Annotated in this window: 23 protein-coding genes; 9 read left to right on the top strand and 14 right to left on the bottom strand. The window is 72.5% G+C overall.

Translation table 11 applies throughout. The features are described from left to right. Positions 1-40: 40 nt before the first annotated feature. Together ACFCY7_RS16920 and ACFCY7_RS16915 are read right to left on the bottom strand one after the other, a co-directional pair. On the bottom strand, positions 41-694 hold the full coding sequence (locus ACFCY7_RS16920; RefSeq protein ID WP_376485604.1) for a DedA family protein: 654 nt from the start codon (positions 692-694) through the stop codon (positions 41-43). 250 nt (positions 695-944) lie between these two features. Next, complete coding sequence (locus ACFCY7_RS16915) at positions 945-1,382, bottom strand: DUF4442 domain-containing protein (RefSeq protein WP_030214413.1); 438 nt, start codon at positions 1,380-1,382, stop codon at positions 945-947. Positions 1,383-1,480: 98 nt separating this feature from the next. On the opposite strand from ACFCY7_RS16915, the gene ACFCY7_RS16910 reads away from it, so the two are divergent. Continuing rightward, on the top strand, positions 1,481-2,587 hold the full coding sequence (locus ACFCY7_RS16910) for a hypothetical protein (protein ID WP_376485602.1): 1,107 nt from the start codon (positions 1,481-1,483) through the stop codon (positions 2,585-2,587). Positions 2,588-2,791: 204 nt separating this feature from the next. Next, positions 2,792-4,144 (top strand): MFS transporter, encoded by a 1,353-nt coding sequence (locus ACFCY7_RS16905; RefSeq protein ID WP_376485599.1) that lies wholly within the window; start codon positions 2,792-2,794, stop codon positions 4,142-4,144. A gap of 27 nt (positions 4,145-4,171) precedes the next feature. Here ACFCY7_RS16905 and ACFCY7_RS16900 read toward each other — a convergent pair whose 3' ends face one another. The 3 genes from ACFCY7_RS16900 to ACFCY7_RS16890 are packed head-to-tail and all read right to left on the bottom strand — an operon-like array spanning position 4,172 to position 6,705. After that, positions 4,172-5,017: a spermidine synthase gene (locus tag ACFCY7_RS16900; RefSeq protein ID WP_376485596.1), complete on the bottom strand. Its 846-nt coding sequence runs from the start codon at positions 5,015-5,017 to the stop codon at positions 4,172-4,174. A 34-nt stretch (positions 5,018-5,051) separates the two neighbouring features. Further along, on the bottom strand, positions 5,052-5,909 hold the full coding sequence (locus tag ACFCY7_RS16895) for a patatin-like phospholipase family protein (RefSeq protein WP_376485594.1): 858 nt from the start codon (positions 5,907-5,909) through the stop codon (positions 5,052-5,054). 40 nt (positions 5,910-5,949) lie between these two features. Continuing rightward, positions 5,950-6,705 carry a DNA alkylation repair protein gene (locus tag ACFCY7_RS16890; RefSeq protein WP_376485591.1) on the bottom strand — a complete coding sequence of 252 codons (756 nt, stop codon included), beginning with the start codon at positions 6,703-6,705 and terminating at the stop codon, positions 5,950-5,952. A gap of 97 nt (positions 6,706-6,802) precedes the next feature. Here ACFCY7_RS16890 and ACFCY7_RS16885 point away from each other — a divergent pair, with 97 nt between their 5' ends. Continuing rightward, positions 6,803-7,558 carry a TVP38/TMEM64 family protein gene (locus ACFCY7_RS16885; RefSeq protein ID WP_376485589.1) on the top strand — a complete coding sequence of 252 codons (756 nt, stop codon included), beginning with the start codon at positions 6,803-6,805 and terminating at the stop codon, positions 7,556-7,558. Between the two features lie 28 nt (positions 7,559-7,586). On the opposite strand, the gene ACFCY7_RS16880 is transcribed toward ACFCY7_RS16885, so the two are convergent. After that, on the bottom strand, positions 7,587-8,756 hold the full coding sequence (locus tag ACFCY7_RS16880; RefSeq protein ID WP_376485586.1) for a thiolase family protein: 1,170 nt from the start codon (positions 8,754-8,756) through the stop codon (positions 7,587-7,589). Positions 8,757-8,891: 135 nt separating this feature from the next. Here ACFCY7_RS16880 and ACFCY7_RS16875 point away from each other — a divergent pair, with 135 nt between their 5' ends. After that, entirely contained in the window at positions 8,892-9,374 is a 483-nt protein-coding gene (locus ACFCY7_RS16875; protein WP_376485584.1) for a winged helix-turn-helix transcriptional regulator, read from the top strand. Positions 9,375-9,455: 81 nt separating this feature from the next. Further along, entirely contained in the window at positions 9,456-10,328 is an 873-nt protein-coding gene (locus ACFCY7_RS16870; protein ID WP_376485581.1) for an undecaprenyl-diphosphate phosphatase, read from the top strand. Between the two features lie 36 nt (positions 10,329-10,364). Here the strand turns inward: ACFCY7_RS16870 and ACFCY7_RS16865 are convergent, their stop codons facing one another. After that, positions 10,365-10,958, bottom strand: a complete 594-nt coding sequence (locus ACFCY7_RS16865; RefSeq protein WP_376485579.1) for a flavin reductase family protein — start codon at positions 10,956-10,958, stop codon at positions 10,365-10,367. An 81-nt stretch (positions 10,959-11,039) separates the two neighbouring features. On the opposite strand from ACFCY7_RS16865, the gene ACFCY7_RS16860 reads away from it, so the two are divergent. Then, positions 11,040-11,483 carry a nuclear transport factor 2 family protein gene (locus ACFCY7_RS16860; protein WP_376485577.1) on the top strand — a complete coding sequence of 148 codons (444 nt, stop codon included), beginning with the start codon at positions 11,040-11,042 and terminating at the stop codon, positions 11,481-11,483. Between the two features lie 94 nt (positions 11,484-11,577). On the opposite strand, the gene ACFCY7_RS16855 is transcribed toward ACFCY7_RS16860, so the two are convergent. Together ACFCY7_RS16855 and ACFCY7_RS16850 are read right to left on the bottom strand one after the other, a co-directional pair. Continuing rightward, the gene (locus tag ACFCY7_RS16855) at positions 11,578-12,483 is read right to left on the bottom strand and encodes a Gfo/Idh/MocA family protein (protein WP_376485576.1); all 906 of its coding nucleotides are present in this window, start codon (positions 12,481-12,483) and stop codon (positions 11,578-11,580) included. A 61-nt stretch (positions 12,484-12,544) separates the two neighbouring features. Then, positions 12,545-13,777, bottom strand: a complete 1,233-nt coding sequence (locus ACFCY7_RS16850) for an FAD-dependent monooxygenase (protein ID WP_376485573.1) — start codon at positions 13,775-13,777, stop codon at positions 12,545-12,547. 102 nt (positions 13,778-13,879) lie between these two features. Between ACFCY7_RS16850 and ACFCY7_RS16845 the strand changes: the two genes are divergently transcribed. The 3 genes from ACFCY7_RS16845 (at position 13,880) to ACFCY7_RS16835 (ending at position 15,896) form a co-directional block, all read left to right on the top strand. Beyond that, the gene (locus ACFCY7_RS16845) at positions 13,880-14,509 is read left to right on the top strand and encodes a TetR/AcrR family transcriptional regulator (RefSeq protein ID WP_376485571.1); all 630 of its coding nucleotides are present in this window, start codon (positions 13,880-13,882) and stop codon (positions 14,507-14,509) included. A 59-nt stretch (positions 14,510-14,568) separates the two neighbouring features. Beyond that, the gene (locus ACFCY7_RS16840; RefSeq protein WP_376485569.1) at positions 14,569-15,105 is read left to right on the top strand and encodes a DinB family protein; all 537 of its coding nucleotides are present in this window, start codon (positions 14,569-14,571) and stop codon (positions 15,103-15,105) included. A gap of 305 nt (positions 15,106-15,410) precedes the next feature. Next, a complete protein-coding gene (locus tag ACFCY7_RS16835) occupies positions 15,411-15,896 on the top strand; it encodes a hypothetical protein (RefSeq protein ID WP_376485566.1) in 486 nt (161 codons plus the stop codon). A 13-nt stretch (positions 15,897-15,909) separates the two neighbouring features. Here the strand turns inward: ACFCY7_RS16835 and ACFCY7_RS16830 are convergent, their stop codons facing one another. From ACFCY7_RS16830 to fabG, 5 genes are all read right to left on the bottom strand, one after another. After that, entirely contained in the window at positions 15,910-16,383 is a 474-nt protein-coding gene (locus ACFCY7_RS16830) for a hypothetical protein (protein WP_376485564.1), read from the bottom strand. Positions 16,384-16,453: 70 nt separating this feature from the next. Then, complete coding sequence (gene ung, locus ACFCY7_RS16825; RefSeq protein ID WP_376485561.1) at positions 16,454-17,137, bottom strand: uracil-DNA glycosylase; 684 nt, start codon at positions 17,135-17,137, stop codon at positions 16,454-16,456. A gap of 82 nt (positions 17,138-17,219) precedes the next feature. Continuing rightward, entirely contained in the window at positions 17,220-18,797 is a 1,578-nt protein-coding gene (locus ACFCY7_RS16820; protein ID WP_376485559.1) for an ABC transporter substrate-binding protein, read from the bottom strand. A gap of 149 nt (positions 18,798-18,946) precedes the next feature. After that, complete coding sequence (locus tag ACFCY7_RS16815; RefSeq protein WP_376485558.1) at positions 18,947-19,714, bottom strand: SDR family oxidoreductase; 768 nt, start codon at positions 19,712-19,714, stop codon at positions 18,947-18,949. 32 nt (positions 19,715-19,746) lie between these two features. Then, positions 19,747-20,508 (bottom strand): 3-oxoacyl-ACP reductase FabG, encoded by a 762-nt coding sequence (gene fabG, locus ACFCY7_RS16810; RefSeq protein ID WP_141298368.1) that lies wholly within the window; start codon positions 20,506-20,508, stop codon positions 19,747-19,749. Positions 20,509-20,650: the final 142 nt, after the last annotated feature.

The raw sequence follows: 20,650 nt of genomic DNA, 5'->3' as shown, positions 1-20,650 counted from the left end.
ACCCGCACCGGGTGCCGCCCTCCGCCGCATGCGTACGGGGTCAGTCCGCGACCGGGACCGGCTCCGCCTCGGCGGAGGCGGCCCGCTGCGCCGCCGCCTTCTTGGCGCGGTTCTTGACGACCAGCATCGAGGCGATGCCGATCAGCACGGCGAGCACCAGGCCGAGCCAGGAGAAGCGCTTGAGCCAGGCCTCGGCGACGACGCCGACCGAGTAGATGACGGCCGTGGTGCCGCCGGCCCACAGGATGCCGCCGAAGACGTTGGCGATGAGGAACTTCCAGTACGGCATGTGCAGGACGCCGGCGAGCGGTCCGGCGAAGATGCGCAGCAGGGCGATGAAGCGGCCGAAGAAGACCGCCCACATGCCCCACTTCTGGAAGGACTGCTCGGCGAGCCCGATGTTGGCCTCGCTGAAGTGCTTGGGGAACTTCTTCCCGAGCCAGGCGAGCAGCGGTCGACCGCCCTTGCGGCCGATGGCGTAGCCGATCGAGTCGCCGATGATCGCGCCGGCGGTGGCGCAGGCGCCGAGGACGTAGGGGTTGATCTCGCCGTGCTGAGAGGCGAGCAGTGCCGAGCTCACGAGCACGATCTCGCCGGGCAGCGGGATGCCCAGGCTCTCCAGGCCGATCACCACGCCCACCAGCGCGTAGATCGCGACCGCCGGGATCGTCTCCAGCCATTCCTGCACGTGCAACGCGGTTCCTCCCGTGTCGGCCGCCCGGCGTGCACCGCGTCGGGCACGCCTGAGCAGCCTAGCCGGTCAGGACGGACCGACCTCGACGGCGAGGGTGAGGGCTGGGTCACCCGAGGACGCGCCGACGCGGAGCCGTCACCGGCCGGTGAGCGCGCTACGCGTGACGGGATGTCCGGTTGCGGGGCGGTGGTCCGGAACACGGCCGCCCCCGCACCCGAAGGGGTGTGGGGGCGGCGCGGGGTGTGCCGGGTCAGGCGTTCGGGCGCAGGGTCCACACGACGGTCATCTCGCCGGTGACGGCGCCGTCCTCGCGGGTGATGTCGATGCGCACGGGGAACTCCGGGCGCTGTCCGGCGTCGAGTTCGGCGACGACCTCGGCGGCGGGGCGGCCGAGGGTAGCGGTGGCCGTGACGACGCCCATGGCCAGCTTCTTGTAGCCGATCTCGGCCTTGACGGCGAGCGGGACGGCACGGCTCAGCTGGTCGCCGAAGGCGGCGAGCACGATGGCGCCGCTGGCGGACTCGGCCAGGGTGAACATCGCTCCGGCGTGCGGACCGCCGACGTGGTTGTGGTAGGCGGGCTGGTCCGGCAGGCGCACGACGGCGCGCTCGGCGGTGGTCTCCAGGAACTCCAGGTTGAGGGTTCCGGCCATGGGAACCGTCGCGGCGAGCATCTCGCCGACGGTCATCTGGTCTGCGCTCATGACCGGTGATGTTACCCACGAGTAGCAGCGTTGGCCATCCCTCTCGTGGTCCGGCCGCCCCCGCACCTCTATGGTTACTGGCCATGTGGCCAGGACAGCAGCCGCCCGGGGGCGAGCAGAACCCGCAGGACCAGAGTCAGAACCCCTACCAGCAGTCGGGGTACCAGCAGCCCAACCCGTACCAGCAGCCGCCGACGCAGCCCGGCTACCCGCAGCAGCCGCCGCCGACGCAGCCGGGATACCCGCAGCAGCCGGGGTACCCGCAGCAGGGATACGCCCAGCAGCCCGGCTACGGGCAGCCGAACCCGTACCAGCAGCCGACGGTGCCGCAGCAGTACGCGGTACCGGGCCCGGGACAGCCCGGCGGCCCCGGTGACGGGAAGAAGAAGCAGACGACGATCGTGGCGATCGTCGCCGCGACGGCGGTGGTCGTCGCCGCCGGCGTCACCGGCTACCTGGTGCTCGGCAAGGACGACGACAAGAAGCCGAACGCCGACGACCTGAAGCCGCCCGTGACGACCAGCGCCCCGACGGACCCGACGGCCGCGCCCAGCACCTCGCCGTCGATCGAGAACCCGCGCGACGGCGCCGCCCAGCAGCCGACGATCCCGGGCTGGAAGGTCGTCTACAACCCCAAGTACGGCACCCTCTTCGACGTACCGCCCGAGTGGGAGGTGCTGAAGCCGGGGATGATCACGTACTTCGACGACGAGAAGAAGCACGACGGCACCCCGCTCGTCACCATGTCCAGCCCCACGCGCTACAAGAGCAAGTGGTGCACCTACGACACCGACAAGAACGGCACCGAGGAGACCTGGGGCCTGAGCACCGCCGGCACCAAGGGCGGCCAGGGTGCGAAGAGCACCGCCGACGCGGCGCGCAGCGAGGCGGGGACGTGGGTGTGGGGCGGTTACGCGCAGCACATGCCGCAGAGCACCATCAAGATCACCAAGCCCGTGGCGTACACCACCAAGTCCGGTCTCACCGGGCACATGGCGACGGCCGTGGCACCGAACGTCAAGAAGCGCAACAAGTGCGAGTCGGACGGCAAGTCGATCGCCTTCACGTTCAAGAACGCGGCGGGCGACTTCACCACCTGGGTCCTCTACGGGGCGGACGGCGTCAAGGACGAACTGCCCGACGCCACCATCCAGAAGATCCTCTCCACGGTCCGGCTCGCCGGCTCCTGACGGTCGTTCCGGGTTCCCGGCCGGCGCTCGCGGTTCCCGCGGGTCGTCGCGTCGGGATCCCCGCCGGAGTCTCCGGTTCCTGACGGTCGCGTCGGGTTCCCGGCGGTTCGCCCCCGGGCTCCCGACGGCCCCGTCCGGTCCTCCACCGGATCCGTCCGGTAATCGGTTTGGCAGGAAGGGGAGGCGGCGGGGATAGTCCCGTGGGTGACGAATCCCGCCGACTCCCCCGCCTCCCCCGGCCGCGCCCGCGCCCGGCGCCCCGAATGGGCGGGCCGCAACTACGTCCTGCTGACCGCCGCCACGATCGTGACCAACCTCGGTGCGAACGGCGCGCTGATCGCCACGACCTGGGCCGTCTTCGACGCCGGCGGCGACCCGGGCGACGTGGGCCTCGTGGCGATGGCCCGCTTCCTCCCGCTCGTCCTCTTCCTGCTCATCGGCGGCGCCGTGGCGGACCGGATACCCCGGCACCGGGTGATGGTCGCCGCCAACGCCCTCAACTGCGTGTCCCAGGCCGCCTTCGCGGCACTCGTCCTCTCCGGCCAGGCACAGATCTGGCAGATGATGGCCCTCACCGCGCTCTGCGGCACCGGCCAGGCCTTCTTCAACCCGGCGGCCGAGGCCATGCTGATGGCCAGCGTCACCGGGGAGCAGGCGAGCCGCGCCTTCGCCGTCTACCGGATGGCCATGCACGGCGCGAGCATCGGCGGCGCCGCGCTCGGCGGCGCGCTGGTCGCGTTCGTCGGCCCCGGATGGGTCCTCGCGATCGACGCGCTCGCGTTCGCCGTGGCGGGCGGCCTCCGTGCCTTCCTCGACGTGAAGGGCATTCCGGAACGCGCCCCGAGCGGCGGCCTCTTCGCCGATCTGCGGGAAGGCTGGCAGGAGTTCATCGGCCGGCCCTGGCTCTGGTCGATCGTCGCCCAGTTCTCGGTGGTGGTCGCCCTCATCGGCGCGGTCGACTCGGTGTTCGGGCCGCTGGTCGCCCGGGACCACCTGGGCGGCTCGCAGCCCTGGGGCCTCGCCCTCGCCGCGTACGGCGTCGGGACCGTCGCGGGCGCCGTCCTGATGACCCGCTGGAAGCCCCGCCGGCTCCTGTTCGTCGGCACCCTGTGCGTCTTCCCGATCGCGCTGCCCTCGGCGGCGCTCGCCGTGCCCCTGGACGCGGCGGGGCTGACGGTCGCGATGTTCGTCAGCGGCATGGCCATCGAGGTCTTCGGCGTCTCGTGGATGACGACCATGCACCAGGAGATCCCGGAGGACAAGCTGTCCCGCGTCTCCGCCTACGACTGGTTCGGCTCGACGGCCCTCCTCCCGCTCTCCACGGCGCTCGCGGGCCCCGCGGAGACCGCCTTCGGCCGCAGCCAGGCCCTGTGGGGCGCGGCGGCCCTCATGGTGATCGTCACCGCGCTCGTCCTGCTGGTGCCGGACGTCCGCAACCTGACCCGGCGTCCGCACGCGAAGGAGGTCACCGGCGCCCCGCTGGATCCCGCCGCGGAGACCACGGGTGCCCCGCTGGAGCCCTCGGCCGAGACCACGGGAGCCCAGCGGGGCACCTGAGCCGGGCCGGGCCCCCGGGGGGATCTCTCAGCCGATTCCGAACGCGCCGTCCGGGGGGACGGGTGAGGGCACGGCCCCGGCGTCCCTGACCGGTTCCGCGCCCCTGCTGAACCGGTCCAGGGGCGCGCCGTGCTCCACGCGCGCGGGGAAGGCGTCCGCCGCCACCCTGCGGGCGAGGTGCGGGATGTCGATCTCCCTGCCCGAGGCGACGAGCACGGCGTTCCCGAAGCGCCGGCCGCGCAGCACGGCCGGCTCGGCGACCAGCGCCAGCTCGGGGAAGACGGCCGCGAAGGTGGCGACCTGCGAGCGGAGGAACGCGAACGGCGCCCCGTCGGCCAGATTGGCGGCGTAGACGCCCCCCGGCCGCAGGACCCGCCGCACCTCGCGCGCGTACTCCACGGACGTGAGGTGCGCGGGGACCCGCGAACCCCCGAACACGTCGCCCACGATCACGTCGGCCGAGGCCGCGGGCGCCGCCTCCAGCCAGCCCCGGGCGTCCGCCCCGTGCACGGTGACCCCCGCCCCCTCCGCCAGCGGCAGGTGCTCGGCGACCAGATCGAGCAGGCCCCGGTCCGCCTCGACCACGTCCTGGCACGAGCCGGGCCGGGTGACGGAGACGTACCGCGGCAGGGACAGGCCCCCGCCCCCCAGGTGCAGGACGTCCAGCGGCTCGCCCTCGCCCGCCGCGCCGTCGACGACATGGGCCAGTCGCCGCGCGTACTCGAACTCCAGGTACGCCGGGTCGTCGAGGTCGACGTACGACTGCGGTGCGCCGTCGACCGTCAGCAACCAGGCCCGCTCCCGGTCCACATCGGGCATGAGGCGCGCGGTGCCCTGGTCGACCTCGCGAATGACGGGAATCTGCTCGTTCACGCCCTCATTGTGCCGGTGGTCGGGGTACGGGCCGTCAATCCGTCCAGTCGGCGGCGACCGCCTCGGCGTGGGCGGCCGCCTGGGCACGCCCGGCTCGGGCGGCGGCGGGCGTGCGGGCGGGGTCGAGCGCCCGGCCGCCGAACGCGGCGCGGGACGCGGCGTCCGGGACGATCACCTCGACGCGGGCGCCGGTGGCGGCGAGGTCCGCGCCCTGCCGGGCCGGGGAGAGGACCACCTTGTTGCCCAGGGCGGTCGGGGCGATGACGACGACCCGGTCGTGACCGGCGGCGAGGTGGGCGTTGGCGGTGGAGTGGATCCCGCCGTCGATCCAGCGCCGCCCGTCGATCGTGGCCGGCGGCCAGGCGCCCGGGATGGCGCAGCTGGCGGTGACGGCGTCCACGAGCGGGACTCCGCTGTCGGCGTCGTACACGGCGAGTTCGCCGCTCGCCGCGTCGACGGCGGTGACGAGGAGCCGCCGCCCGGGCCAGGCGGTCGTGGTGCCGAGCCGCTCGGCCACGGTCGCGCGGCGGGCTGCCTCGTCCACGGTGCGGGCCCGGAGGGCGAGCCGGCCGAGCTTCCGTCCGTACGCCTCGGGGGTGCGGGAGGTGAGGACGGCGAGGGCGTACCGGAGGACCGAGCCGGGCCCGAGGCGTGCGGCGGGCTCGGTGACCCCACCGCTCACCTGTTCCGCGTACAGCTCGTCGAGGCTGCGTTCTCCGGCGGCGATCCGGGCCCCGACGACCGCTCCCGCGGAGCTCCCCACGATCAGGTCGGCGGTGGTGAGATCGGTGCCGGCGTCGGCGAGCCCCTGCAGGACCCCGGTCGCCCACCCCGCGCCGACGAGCCCGCCCGCCCCGAGAACCAGCGCCGTCCGCTTCTCCGTCTGCGTCATGTACCCATTCTGGACCCGCGGTTGGGACGGCGGAGGCCGGTCAGAGGTTCTTGAGGGCTTCGCGGACGGAGAGCGGGGAGAGCCGGGCCTCGTGGGCGGCGACGAAGGCGCGGACTTCGGCGGGGGCGGTCTTGCCGTACTCGCGCAGGCTCCAGCCGACGGCCTTGCGGAGGAAGAAGTCCGTGTCGGCGGAGCGGCGCAGGCAGAAGGAGAAGAGCCGGTCGGCGTCGGTGTCCTCCTTGAAGCGGAGCTGGTGCAGGAGCGCGGTGCGGGCGACCCAGAGGTCGTCGTCCTCGATCCACTCGTCCATGCGGTCCGCGAGGGACGGGTCGGCGGCGACGAGCGGGCCGACGACGTGGGCGGCGAGGTGGTCGACGGTGTCCCACCAGGAGACGGTGGTGACGAGCCGGTGGGCGACGGGGAGGAAGCCCGACGAGCAGCGCTTCACGTGGCGGCGCAGGTAGTCGACGGCGAAGTAGTGGTACTCGCGCTCGGGCAGGGCGAAGCAGCGCAGGGCGATGGCGGCGCAGTCGCGCTCGTCGGGGCGCGGGGTGCCGTCGAGGACCGTACGGGACAGGGCGCGGCGCTCGGGCGTGCGCACCCCGAGGAAGGGGGCCACGCCCTTCATGTACGCGACCATCTCCTGCGCGCGGAACGGGTTCCCGGCGGCGGGGTAGACCGCGGTGAGCCGCTCCAGGACGGTGTCGGCGAGGACGCTGCCGGGTGGCGTGGCACCATCGGGCAGCGCCGGGTCGCCGGGAGCGGCTGCGGGGTCGACGGAGGCGGGGTCGGTCATGGGGCCCTCTCGGTCAGGGCGCGGGCTCCGGGCGCGGCCCGGACGGACATGACGCACATTACGGCGATCATACGGACGCGTCCGTTACTCTCCCCGAATGCTCGCCCCCGTCCCCCGGCCGCCGGGCTCCCTCGCCGTCCGCTGCTCCCGGGCCCTGCTCTCGCCCCGCTCGCGGCTCTCCCTGCTCGCGCTGCTGCTGCTCACGGCGGCGGCGCTCGTGGTGCTCTACGAACCGCAGCGGCTGCTCTCCTCGGGCTGGCCGGCGCGGACGGACGGCGCCGGGGCGGTGCTGCTCTTCGGCCTCGCGTACGGGGTGTGCACGGCGGCCTTCGTGCCGCGGCCGGTGCTGAACCTGGCGGCGGGCGCGCTCTTCGGCACGACGTTCGGCCTGACGGCCGCCGTCGCGGGGACGGTGCTCGGCGCGGGCATCTCCTTCACGCTCGGGCGGTATCTGGGCCAGGACGCGCTGCGGCCGCTGCTGCGCGGCCGCTGGCTGACGGCGGCGGACGGGCAGCTGAGCCGGCACGGTTTCCGGTCGATGCTGGCCATCCGGCTGTTCCCCGGCGTGCCGTTCGCGGCGGCCAACTACTGCGCGGCGGTCTCCCGCATGGGGTACGTGCCGTTCCTCCTCGCGACGGCGCTGGGCTCGGTGCCGAACACGGCGGCGTACGTGGTCGCGGGCGCCCAGGCCGGCTCGCCCGGCTCGCCGGCCTTCCTCTTCTCGGCCGGGTTCATCGTCGTCTCCGGTCTCGCCGGGGCGGTCGTGGCCTGGCGCAAGCGGCACGGCCTGCGCGCCCCGGCCCCGGGTCCGGCTCCCGCCGCGGAACCGGAGCCGGTGGGCAGCGCCCGCTGAGGCTCCGGGACGCGGGCGGGCGCCGGCCTCAGAGCACTTCGACGATCATCGCGTTGGCGAGGCCGCCGGCCTCGCACATCGCCTGGAGTCCGTAGCGGGCGCCGCGCGCCCGCAGGGCGTGGACCAGGGTGGTGGTGAGGCGGGTGCCGCTGGCTCCCAGGGGGTGGCCGAGGGCGATGGCCCCGCCGTGGACGTTCACCTTGGCCGGGTCGGCGCCGGTCTCCTGCTGCCAGGCGAGGACGACGCTGGCGAAGGCCTCGTTGATCTCGAAGAGGTCGATGTCGGCGAGGCCGAGGCCGGAGCGGCGCAGCACCTTCTCGGTGGCCGGGATGACTCCGGTGAGCATGAGCAGCGGGTCGGAGCCGGTGACGGCGAAGCCGTGCAACCGTGCGAGGGGGCGCAGGCCGAGGCTCCGGGCGGTGTCGGCGGCCATGACGAGCACGGCGGAGGCGCCGTCGTTGGTGGGGCTGCTGTTGCCGGCGGTGACGGACCAGTCGATCTGCGGGAAGCGGGCGGCGAAGCCGGGGTCCTCGAAGGCGGGACGGAGGCCGGCGAGGACCCCGGGCGTGGTCGCGGGGCGCACCGACTCGTCGCGGCGGACGTTCTCGTACGGCACGACCTCGTCGTCGAAGAGTCCGGCCGCCCAGGCGCGGGCCGCCTTGGCGTGCGATCCGGTGGCGAACGCGTCCATGGCCTCCCGGCCGATGGACCACTTCGCGGCGATCAGCTCGGCGCTGATGCCCTGCGGGACGAGGCCCTCGGGGTAGCGCTCGGCGACGCCGGGCCCGAAGGGGTCGGCGCCCGGCGGCACGTTGGACCACATGGGGACCCGGCTCATGGACTCGACCCCGCAGGCGATGGCGATGTCGTAGGCGCCGGACTGCACGCCCTGGGCGGCGAAGTGGACGGCCTGCTGGGAGGAGCCGCACTGCCGGTCGACGGTGGTGGCGGGCACGGAGTCGGGGAATCCGGCGCCGAGCCAGGCGTACCGGGTGGTGTTCATGGCCTGCTCGCCGACCTGGTCGACGGTGCCGCCGATCACGTCGTCGACGAGGGCGGGGTCGATGCCGCTGCGTTCGACGAGGGCGCGCAGCGTGTGCGAGAGGAGGGCGACGGGGTGGACGTGGGACAGGGCTCCGCCCGCCTTGCCCTTCCCCATCGGGGTCCGGACGGCTTCGACGATGACGGCGTCACGCATGAAAGGCTCCTGGGTTGGAGAAGTGGACTGACACTCGTCGGTAACATAACCCCGTGAGTTGGATTTTCAAACCCTCTCGCCCTGATGGGTTCGCTTTCCAAACCCTCCACCCGGCCGCTGCCCTAGGCTGACCCCATGAAGGCCGCGCCCCGCCCCTGCTCGATCGCCGACACCCTCGCCCTCGTCGGCGAGAAGTACGCACTCCTCGTACTCCGCGAGATCTCCCTCGGCGTGCACCGCTTCGACCGCATCGCCCGCAACACGGGCGCGCCCCGCGACATCCTCACCGCCCGCCTCAAGCGGCTCGTCGAGGCCGGGATCGTGGAGAAGGTGCAGTACAGCGAGCGCCCCCCGCGCTACGAGTACCGGGCCACCGCGGCCGGCGAGGAACTCCAGCCGGTCCTGGTGACGCTCATGGCCTGGGGCGACCGCCACCTCAACGCCGACGCCCGGCCCGTCGTCCTGGAGCACGACTGCGGCGAGGTCCTCAACCCCCGGCTCGTCTGCGCCCATTGCGGCGGCGAGGCCGACCGTACGAGTCTCAGCCACCACGTCAGGTCCCCCGGCTGGACCACGACGGGCCCCGTGGAGGCCGGACCGGGCGGGGACGAAGCCTGATCACCGGCGCGTCATCTTGGGAAGGTACGCTGCGCACGACCTTCTGACCGCACACGTACATAACGGGACGGCCCTAGCCCCATGAGTTGGTTCGAATCGTTCATCCTCGGACTCGTCCAGGGGCTGACGGAGTTCCTTCCCATCTCCTCCAGCGCGCACCTCCGCCTCACCGCCGCGTTCGCCGGCTGGGAGGACCCGGGCGCGGCCTTCACCGCGATCACCCAGATCGGCACGGAGACCGCTGTCCTCATCTACTTCCGCAAGGACATCGCCCGGATCGTCTCCGCCTGGTTCCGCTCGCTGACCGACAAGGCGATGCGATCCGACCACGACGCCCAGATGGGCTGGCTCGTGATCGTCGGCTCGATCCCGATCGGCGTCCTCGGCGTCACCTTCAAGGACCAGATCGAGGGCCCCTTCCGCGACCTGCGGCTGATCGCCACCACCCTGATCGTGATGGGCATCGTCCTCGGCGTCGCCGACCGCCTGGCCGCCCGCGACGAGATCGGCGGCCGCCACCGCGTGGTCCGCGAGCGCAAGACGCTGAAGGACCTCGGCGTCAAGGACGGCCTCATCTACGGCTTCTGCCAGGCCATGGCCCTCATCCCGGGCGTCTCCCGCTCCGGCGCCACGATCTCCGGCGGCCTCCTCATGGGCTACACCCGCGAGGCCGCCGCCCGCTACTCCTTCCTCCTCGCCATCCCCGCCGTCCTCGCCTCCGGCGTCTTCGAACTCAAGGACGCCGGCGAAGGACACGTCTCCTGGGGCCCGACGATCTTCGCCACCCTCATCGCCTTCGGCGTCGGCTACGCCGTCATCGCCTGGTTCATGAAGTTCATCACCACCAAGTCCTTCATGCCCTTCGTCATCTACCGCATCCTCCTCGGCATCCTCCTCTTCATCCTGGTCGGCACGGACGTCCTGAGCCCGCACGCGGGCGAGTCCGCGGGCTGACGGATCGGCCCCGGGCTCGAACCTGCTCCCGGACCGTCAGGCCCGGTAGGGGACCCTGGCGATCTCCTCGATGCCGTCGAGGGTGCCCCATTCGTTCTTGCCGAGGCGGGAGAGGGGGCGGAGGAGGGACATCTCGGGGTGGCCGTCGACGAGGACGGACTCGTGGACGGCGGCGTGGAGGACGCGGCCGAAGACGACGGTGGAGTCGCCGATGCGGAGGGTGCTGTGGAGTTCGCATTCGAGGGCGACGGGTGAGAGGGCGACGCGCGGGGGCTTGACGCGGAGGCTGGGCTCCCGCTCGACGCCGCAGGCGTCGAACTCGCTGATGCCGCGGGGGAAGTCGGTGGCGGTGGCGTTGATCTGCTCGAAGAGGGGCTGGGGGGCGAGGTTGACCACGAACTCGCCCGTCTCCTCGACGTTCCGCAGCGAGTCCTTGCGTCCGACGGAAGTGAACTGCACGACGGGCGGGTTGACCGAGGCGATGGTGAAGAAGGAGTGCGGGGCGAGGTTGTCCGTGCCGTCGGCGGAGGTCGTGGAGACCCAGGCGATCGGGCGGGGTACGACGGTGGCGGTGAGGAGCCGGTAGAAGGAGGGGCCGTCGCCGAGGTCGGGGTCGATGTTCACGCGCATGTCGGACAGTATGACCGCGTGCCGGAACTCGTCCCGCGCACGCCCCTTGGCCCCGGGCCCCCGCTGCCGGACACTGAGCCGATGACGCAGCGCGTGGACCTCGCGACCGTGATGGACCGGCTCGCCGTCGACGACCTGGTATCCGGGTACGCGGCAGCCGTGGACGACGCCGACTGGGCCGCCTACCGGGCGTTGTTCGGCCCGGACGGCCGGGCCGACTACCGGGGCTCGGGCGGCATCGAGGGCCCTGTCGACGCGGTGGCCGACTGGCTCGCCGAGACGATGACCCTCTTCCCCGTACGCCAGCACCTCATCGTGAACCGTCGGGTCGTCTTCCGGGAACCCGGCGGCTATCCCCAGCCGGGCGACGAGGCGGACATCCGCGCCGACTACGTCAACCCGATGCGCTTCGCCTCCGGCGAGGACTTCGTCTGCGGCGGCCGCTACGCCTTCACTGCCCGCCGCACCCCCGACGGCTGGCGCCTCCGGTCGGTGGTCGTCGACGAGCGCTGGCGCCGCCACTGACACGAGGCCGCCCGACCCGGGGCCTGCCCGCGCACGGACGGCGCCACCGCCGCGCCCGCGCGTGGGCGCCGGGGCGACCCGGCGGAGTCGTACGTCAGGATGCCTGGGCCAGGGCCTCGGTGACGACGCGCTCGCACAGTTCGTGGGTGAGGAGGGCGTCGCGGGCGCTGAGGAGCCGGCCTTCGCGGACGGCGTCGAGGAAGGCGAGGACGGCCTGCTCGATGCCGCGCTGGCGGGCCACGGGGACCCAGTCGCCGCGGCGGCGCACGGTCGGCTGGCCCTTGTGGTCGACGACGTCGGCGATGTTGATGACCTGGCGCTTGGTGTCCTGGCCGGACACCTCGAGGACCTCCTCCGTGGAGCCGTTCATCCGGTTCATCACGCCGATGGCGGTGAAGCCGTCGCCGGAGAGCTGGAGCACGACGTGGTGGAGGAGCCCGTCGCGGAGGCGGGCGCGCACGTCGACGTGCTCCACCTCGCCCGGGAGGAGGAAGCGCAGGGTGTCGACGACGTGGATGAAGTCGTCGAGGACGAAGGTGCGGGGGTCCTCGGGCAGGCCGATCCGGTTCTTCTGCATGAGGATCAGGTCGCGCGGGTGGTCGAGGCACTGGGCGTAGCTGGGGGCGAGGCGCCGGTTGAAGCCGACGGCGAGGGAGACCGCGCGCTTCTCGGCGAGCTCCACGATCCGCTCGGAGTCGGCGTAGTCGTAGGCGAGGGGCTTGTCGACGTACGTGGGGACGCCCGCCTCCAGGAGCCGGGTGGCGATCTCGGCGTGGGCGGCCGTGGACGCGTGCACGAACGCCGCGTCGAGTCCGGCGGCGAGCAGCGAGTCGAGGTCCGTGTGGCGCCGCTCGGCGGGCAGGTGCAGGGTGTCGGCCACCCTGTCCAGGGTGGCGGGGGTGCGGGTCTGGAGGTGGAGTTCGACCCCGGGGAGCGCGGAGAGGACGGGGAGGTAGGCCTTCTGCGCGATGTCGCCGAGTCCGATGCAGCCAACCTTCACGGGGTCTCCCTTGTCGTCGTCCGTCGGCCCCGGCCGTGGTCGGAGGGGCCGTCCGCGCTGGTCAGCTTACGCGGCGCCGAATCGCTTCCCCGGTGGGCCCGTTGGCCTCGACGGGCGGGTGCCAGTCGCAGATGCCGTCGAACCCACGCAGGACGAGCCCGGGGCCGAAGCGGGAAACGGTACGGACGAGACCGGCGCGCAGGGCGACGGCGGGGCGGGCGGAGAGCATGGTGACGGCGCCGGTGCGGGCGGCCTTGCGGACGATGGCGGTGGTGCGCGGGAGCCGGTCGGAGGTGTAGGCGGCGAGCGCGCGGGAGGGCAGGAAGCCGGTGTCGGGGCCGGCGTGGTGGGCGAGGACGACGGCGTCCTCGACGGCCTGGTTCCCGCCCTGGCCGAGGCTCGGCATCATCGCGTGCGCGGCGTCGCCGAGGAGGGCCACGCGGCCCCGGTGGAAGGCCGGCAGGGGGTCGGGCAGGTGGTGGACGTCGTGCCGCAGGATCCGGTCGGGGTCGACACCGGCGAGGATCTCGGGCACGGGGTGGTGCCAGTCCCCGAAGAGGCGCAGCAGTTCGGCCCGTTCGTCGTCGGGCGCGTGGGCGCCCGCCGGGGCGACGGCCATGGCGTACGCGTAGACCCTGCCGTCCTTCAGGGGCTGGCTGCCCCACAGTCGGCCGGCTCCCCAGGTCTCGTGCGGAGCGAAGGCCCGTTCGGGGGCGGGGACGACGACGCGCCAGCTGGTGCTGCCGGAGTAGCGGGCGCCGGGGTGGTCGGGGAAGAGCGCCCGGCGGGTCGCCGAGTGGATGCCGTCGGCGGCCAGGACGAGTTCGGCCGCCAGTTCGCTCCGGCCCCCGGTCCCGTCGCCGGAGACGGTGACGCGGGCGGGGTCGCGGTCGTCTCCGGGGTCGGTGACGGTGGCGGTCGCACCGGTGCGGACGGCTCCGTCGGGGAGGGCCGAGGCGAGGATCTCGACGAGGGTGGCGCGGTGCAGGAGGACCAGGGGGCCGCCGAAGCGGTCCGCGGCGGCCGTCGCGTCGGTGCGGGCGAGCCAGCGGCCGCCGGGTGTCCGCATGCCGCCGTCGCCCTGCCAGGCGGCGAGCGTACGGACGCGGTCGCCGAGGCCGATGACGTCGAGGGCGCGCTGGGCGTTGGGGGCGAGGCCGATGCCGGCTCCGACGGGGGCGAGGTCGGCGGCGCGTTCGAGGACGGTGACCCGCCAGCCGCGCTGGTGCAGGGCGACGGCGGCGGTGAGTCCGCCGATGCCGGCTCCGACGACGACGGCGCGGTGCTGTTCCATGGCTGCTCCTCGGATCAGGGAACTACAGGTGTAGTGAGTCCGACGGCATGACCGTACTACAGCTGTAGTTCCTCCGGTAAGGGCCGGTAGTAGGTTGTCCCCATGAGTCCAGCCGCCGCCGGCACCCCGGCCCCGGAGCCCACCGCGTCCCGCGCCGAGCGGATCGGCGACGCCGCCCTCGCCCTCCTCGTCGAGCGGGGGATGCGGGGCCTGACCCACCGCGCCGTGGACGAGCGCGCGGGACTTCCGCAGGGCTCGACCTCCAACCACGCGCGGACCCGCCAGGCCCTCCTGGAGACCGCCGTGCGGCGCCAGGTCCAGCGGGAGTCGGAGGTCCTCACCCCGCACGAGCTGCCGGGCCCGGACGGCGGCGACGCCGCACTCGTCGACGCCCTGGCGCTCGCGCTGCACCGCTATCTCACCGACCACCGCTCCCTGCTGGTCTCCCGCTACGAACTGGCCCTCGAGGCCACCCGCCGCCCCGAACTGCGGAGCTTCTTCGACACGGCGGGCTCGGCCTTCCACACCCCGCTGATCGCGATGATGGCGGCGGCCGGCTCGCCGGAGCCCGAACGGCACGCGCTGTCGCTGATCGCCTGGTGCGAGGGGCTGATGTTCTCCTGCGCGGCGGGCTCCTTCCACGCGGCCGTGCCGAGCCGGGCGGAACTGCGCACCGGTTTCGACGAGTTGCTCCGGGGCATGCTCACGGACCGACCCACCCAGGCGGGCTGACGACACGGGCGCCCGACCGGCCGGGAAACCCCTGGCACCGTCCGCGACCGTGGGGGACGATGCCCGGCATGACCACCGAACGCACCGAAACCACCCCCCGCGTCGACCCGTCCACCACCTCGGGCGAGCGGGAGGCCCTGGAGCAGTGGCTCGACTTCCACCGCGCCACCCTCGCCCAGAAGTGCGAGGGGCTCGACGACGCCCAGCTGCGCACCCCGTCCGCTCCCCCGTCGGACCTCAACCTCCTCGGCCTGGTGCGCCACATGGCCGAGGTCGAGCGCGGCTGGTTCCGCCGGGTCCTGGCCGGCGAGGAGGCCGCCTGGATCTACTCGACCGAGGAGGACCGCGACCGGGACATCCACGCCACGGACGAGGACACGTACGAGGAGGCCCACGCCACCTGGCAGGGCGAGATCGCCAGGGCCCGCACCCTGGCCGCCGGCCGCGACCTCGACGACCTCGCCCTCGGCAGGCACCGCACCGGCCGGCCCTTCAACCTCCGCTGGATCTACCTCCACATGATCGAGGAGTACGCCCGCCACAACGGCCACGCGGACCTGATCCGGGAGCGGATCGACGGCGCGACCGGCGACTGACGGACGGGCGCACGGGCACAGAGACGCACGGGCACACGGACCGCCGCACGGACGCGCGGGTGGCCCCACATGGACGCCGACGCGACGCTGACGCCTGCGGCTCCCGACTGCGGCCTGCGCGGCCGCGGCTCACAGCTCACAGCTCACAGCTCACAGCTCACAGCTCACAGCGAGGGCCTAGCGGGCCCAGGGGCCGGTCGCGGCCGGGCCCGCCGGTCAAGGCCGGGCCCGTGACGGCACCCGTGCGGGGCATTCCCCGCCGGTAGGGGTACGAAGATCGCCACCGGGGCGCCAGAGTTGCGCGGGTGCATGGAACCCGAACCACAGCGAAGATCCTGGTCGGGGCGGCGGTGGCCGCTCTGACGGGCTGCGTCTCGGTGGACGCGCCGCCGACGGTGCCCGTCACCGCGCCCGCGGCGGAGACCGTACGCCCCGCCCAGGAGGTGGCACCGCAGATCGTCGAGGGCCCGGCCCTCGACGCGCTCGAAGCGGCGCTCCCCGCTCCCCCTCCGTCCGCCGCGCCCCGCACGACACCGCCGCCCGACGTACCCCGGAGGGCGGCGGCTCCGCGCCGATCCGAGACCCCGCACCCCGAGGCCGAACCCCGGCAGCAAGCCCGTCCGCACCACCCGGCGGCCCGGTCGGAACTGCCTGGACTGCCTGACCTGACGGCTCTGCCGGAGGCCCCCCGTGTCTCCCGCGCGGACGTGTGCGCCCTGGGCGAGCGGTACGGGGGCTGGGACCCGAAGGGCGAGCCGTCCGGGATCTGCCGCGGCGCGCACGGCCGGTGAGCGGCCGCCCGCGTCAGTCGCCCCGGAGCCGCAGCTCCAGCCGTGCGATCGCGGCCCGCACCCCGTTCCCGTATCCGTCGTCGTCCAGGGTCTCCGAGGCCGCGCGGGCCCGGTCCAGATGGACCCGTGCGGCGTCGGGGCGCTGGAGCTTGACGTAGTCGGCGGCGAGGTTGAGGTGGAGCGAGGGGTAGAGCGCCCGCAGCGCGACGGCCGAGCCGTCGGCGGCGAGCCGCTCACCGGTGAGGCCCTCGGCCGCGCTCAGCGCCCGCAGGTCCCAGGCCAGCTCGGTGTCGGGGTCGTCCTGGGCGTCCGCCATGTAGTGCGCGAGGGTGCACCGGTGGAGCGGGGCCCCGTCCGGGCCGATCTGCTGCCAGAGCAGCCCGAAGCGGTTCCTGGCCTCCTCGCGGTCACCACCGTGGAGCAGCATCAGGGCCTGCCCGATCCTGGTCATGACCCCGTCGTCCGACACCTGCTGCTGCTCGGTCACCGCGCTCTCCACCCGCTCATCCACTGGGAGGGACGACGCTAGCCGCCCCCGGCCCGGATCCGGCCGAGGCTCAGCCGAGGTCGGGGATGCGCCAGTCGATCGGCTCGTGTCCCTGGGCCGCGACGGCCGCGTCGATCTGGGTGAAGGGCTGCGATCCGAAGAACTTCTTCGCGGACAGCGGCGAGGGGTGGGCGCCCTTGACGACCACGTGCCGCTCCTCGTCGATGAGCGGCAGCTTCTTCTGCGCGTAGTTGCCCCAGAGGACGAAGACGGCGGGGTCGGGCCGCGAGGCGACGGCGGTGATCACCGCGTCGGTGAACTTCTCCCACCCCTTGCCCTTGTGCGAGTTCGCCTCGCCGGAGCGGACCGTCAGCACGGCGTTGAGCAGGAGGACGCCCTGCTGGGCCCACGGCATCAGATAGCCGTTGTCGGGGATCGGGTGGCCGAGCTCGGCCTGCATCTCCTTGTAGATGTTCCGCAGGGAGGGCGGGGTCTTCACGCCGGGCCGGACCGAGAAGCAGAGCCCGTGTCCCTGGCCCTCGCCGTGGTAGGGGTCCTGACCGAGGATCAGGACCTTCACCTTGTCGTACGGGGTGGCGTCGAGGGCGGCGAAGACCTCGTCCTTCGGCGGGAAGACCGGGCCGGCGGCGCGCTCCTCCTCGACGAACTCGGTGAGCTGTGCGAAGTACGGCTTCTGCAGCTCGTCGCCGAGAACACCCCGCCAGGAGTCGGGCAGCATGCTGGTGTCGGTCACGGTCAACAACCTCCGGTGGACGTTCCTGTTTCTCCGTCCGAGAACCTACCGGGGGCCACTGACAGTGGCCCCCGGCGGCCTTCTACCAGCTGGCCCTGCGGTACAGCTCCCACAGCTGCATGACCGTCTGCGGGTCGAGCGCGCGCTCGCCGCCGCCGATGTCCTCGCCGGCCGCGAGGTACAGCTTGCCCTGCCAGAGCGGCAGCAGGCGGACGTCCTGGACCATGATCTCCTGGGCTTCCACGAACTCGTCCGTGACGGTCCCGCGGTCGCTGTCGCGGCGGGACTTCGGGAGGAGCTCGTTGGTGATCCGGGGGCTCACGTACGGCGTGCCGAGGACGTTCTCCTTGCCCACGAACGGGGCGACGAAGTTGTCCGGGTCCGGGAAGTCGGGGAACCATCCGCGGCCGAAGACCGGGTAGCGGTTCTTCTGGTAGCCCTCCTGGAACTCCTTCCAGGGCTTGCCCTGGAGGGTGATCTTGAAGAGGCCGCTCTCCTCGAGCTGCCGCTTGAGCTCGGCGAACTCGGCGGCCGTCGAGGAGCCGTACCGGTCGGTGGTGTACCAGAAGGTCAGCTCGACGGGCTCGGTGATGCCGGCCTCGCGGAGGATCTTCTTGGCCTTGGTCGCGCTGGGCGAGCCGAAGCGGTCGAAGAACTTGGTGGTGTGAGCGGCGATTCCCTTGGGCACCATGGAGTACAGCGGCTCGGCGGTGCCCTGGTAGACCTTGTTCACCAGCTCGTCGCGGTCGACGAGCTGGGCGATCGCCTTGCGGACGGGGAGCTTGGCGACCACGGGGTCCTGGGCGTTGAAGACGAGGTAGCGGATGTCTGCGCCGGTGGACTCGACGAGCTGGAGGCCCTTGTTCTCGGGCTTGTCGTCCTGGAGACCGATGACCTCCTCGGCGGTGAGGCCGCGGTAGGTGGCGTCGATCTCGTCCTTCTTGAGGGCGGCGACCATGGCGTCGGAGTCGTCGAAGTACCGGATCGTCGCGCCGCCGTTCTTGCGGTCGGCGAATCCCTTGTAGCTGGGGTTCTTCGTCAGCTCGGCGGACTTGCGCTCCTCGTACGAGTCGAGCACGTACGGGCCGGAGCCGGTGACCTTGCCGTCCTTGCGCAGCTTGTCGGCCGGGTAGTCGGCCGGGTCCACCAGCGACATGGCGGGGGTGGCGAGGACGTACGGGAAGGTGGCGTCCGGCTTGTTGAGCCGGAAGACGATGGTGCGCTCGCCGACGGTCTCGATCTTGTCGAGCGAGCCGAGCATCCCGTTGGGGCCGCCCTCCTGGTCGATCGTGCGGATGCGCTCGATCGAGTACTGGACGGCCTTGGCGTCCAGTTTGTGCCCGTTGGAGAACGTGAGGCCCTCGATCAGCTTGCATTCGAAGACCCGGCTGGAGGTGTCCGAGAACTTGCAGTCGGCGGCGTCCGACTGCGGTGTCGTACTGCCTGTCGGGAAAGCCACCAGGGTTTGGAAGACATTCCGGAACAGCTCCCAGGAATTGTCCCAGGCGGCGGCCGGATCAAGCGTGGTGGGAGAGCTCGTCGTGCCGATGACGATTCTCTGATCCCCGGCGGAATCACTGTCCGAGAAGACACTGCATCCGGACACCAGGGATATGGACACAAGGGCTGCAGCGGCCTGCAGACTGGTCCGGTTGAACACGTGCACGCTCCTCGTTCAGCCAGGGGTCGGCCGACGATACCGCAGCACCCCGTCAGGTCAATGTTTGAGCCCGACGGGGCACTTGAGGCATTCAACGTATAACCGGGGTCAATCCGGACACCAGATTCCGGAAAGCGTCCGATTATCGGTCACCCGACTCCGGCGTTCAGGAAAATCCCGCCGTCGACGACCAGCGTCTGGCCGGTGATCCACTCCGCTTGGGAGGAGGTCAGGAAGGCGGCCGCACCCCCGATGTCCGCCGGCTCGCCGAGCCGGCCGAGCGGATAAGCGGCGGCGGCCTCCGCCTCGCGGCCCTCGTAGAGGGCCTGCGCGAATTTCGTCTTCACGACGGCCGGGGCAATTGCATTGACCCGCACGAGCGGCGCGTATTCGTGCGCCAATTGCAGGGTCAGGTTGATCATCGCGGCCTTGCTCATTCCGTATGCGCCGATGAAGGGCGAGGCCGATACGCCGGCGATCGAGGCGATGTTCACGATCGCGCCGCCGTGTTCCTTCTGCCAGGCGTGCCAGCTGCGCTGGGCGAAGCCGAGCGCGGAGACCACGTTCGTCTCGAAGACCTTGCGGGCGACCCCGAGGTCCAGATCGGCGATGGGCCCGAAGACCGGGTTCGTACCGGCGTTGTTGACCAGGAAGTCCAGCCGGCCGAAGCCGTCCATCGCCGCCTCGACGGCGGCGGCCTGGTGGGCCTCGTCGTGGGCCTTGCCGGGCACGCCGATCGCCCGGTCGGAACCGAGCCTCTCGACGGCCTCCTTGAGGGCCTCCTCGCCGCGTCCGGTGATGACGACCCGGTCGCCGCGGGCGACCAGCGCCTCGGCGACGCCGTATCCGATGCCCCGGCTCGCGCCGGTGACGAGGGCGACCTTGCCGGAGAGCTCCGGCCTTGCGTTCGCGGTCATGCCTACCTCCTCCTCTCGCTGCTGCCGGTACGTCAGTTGAGCGGGCCGCCGGCCACGTACATGACCTGGCCGGAGACGAAGCCGGCGTCGTCGCCCGCGAAGAAGGCGATCGCGTTGGCGACGTCCTCGGGGCGGCCGACCCGCTGCACCGGGATCATCGAGGCGGCGGCGGCCTGGAAGTCCTCGAAGCCCATGCCGACCCGCTCGGCGGTCTGCGCGGTCATCTCCGTGACGATGAAGCCCGGGGCGACGGCGTTGGCGGTGATGCCGAACTTGCCGAGCTCCTTGGCGAGGGTCTTGGTGAGGCCCTGCAGACCGGCCTTGACGGCCGAGTAGTTGGCCTGGCCGCGATTGCCGAGCGCCGACGAGGAGGAGAGCGACACGATCCGGCCGAAGCCCGCGTCCACCATGTGCTTCTGGCAGGCCTTCGACATCAGGAAAGCGCCCTTGAGGTGCACGTTCATGACGAGGTCCCAGTCGGACTCGGACATCTTGAAGAGCAGGTTGTCGCGGAGCACGCCCGCGTTGTTGACGAGGATCGTCGGCGCGCCGAGCTCGGCGGCGATCCGCGCGACGGCGGCCTCCACCTGGGCGCTGTCCGAGACGTCGCAGCCGACCGCGAGGGCGGTGCCGCCGGCGGCGGTGATCTTCTCGACGGTGTCCTTGCAGGCCGCCTCGTCGAGGTCGAGTACGGCGACGGCGCGGCCCTCGGCCGCGAGGCGGAGCGCGGTGGCGGCCCCGATGCCCCGTGCGGCACCCGTGACGACTGCTACGCGCTGCTCGGTGGTGGACATGCTTGGTTCTCCTCGCCCTTGGATCGTCCCTGGTCGCGGCCGAACCGGTCGTGCGCCCTTGCGTCCCGCACATGAGCGACCGCTTAGTATCGTCCGCAGAACGAGACGCTAGAAGCCCTGGCACCCGGTGTCAACGGCCCAC

Source organism: Streptomyces sp. NPDC056361, from assembly GCF_042262805.1.
Taxonomy (GTDB): Bacteria; Actinomycetota; Actinomycetes; order Streptomycetales; family Streptomycetaceae; genus Streptomyces.
Note: the sequence above shows the minus strand (reverse complement) of the source record. Positions and strands in the feature narration are given on the sequence as shown.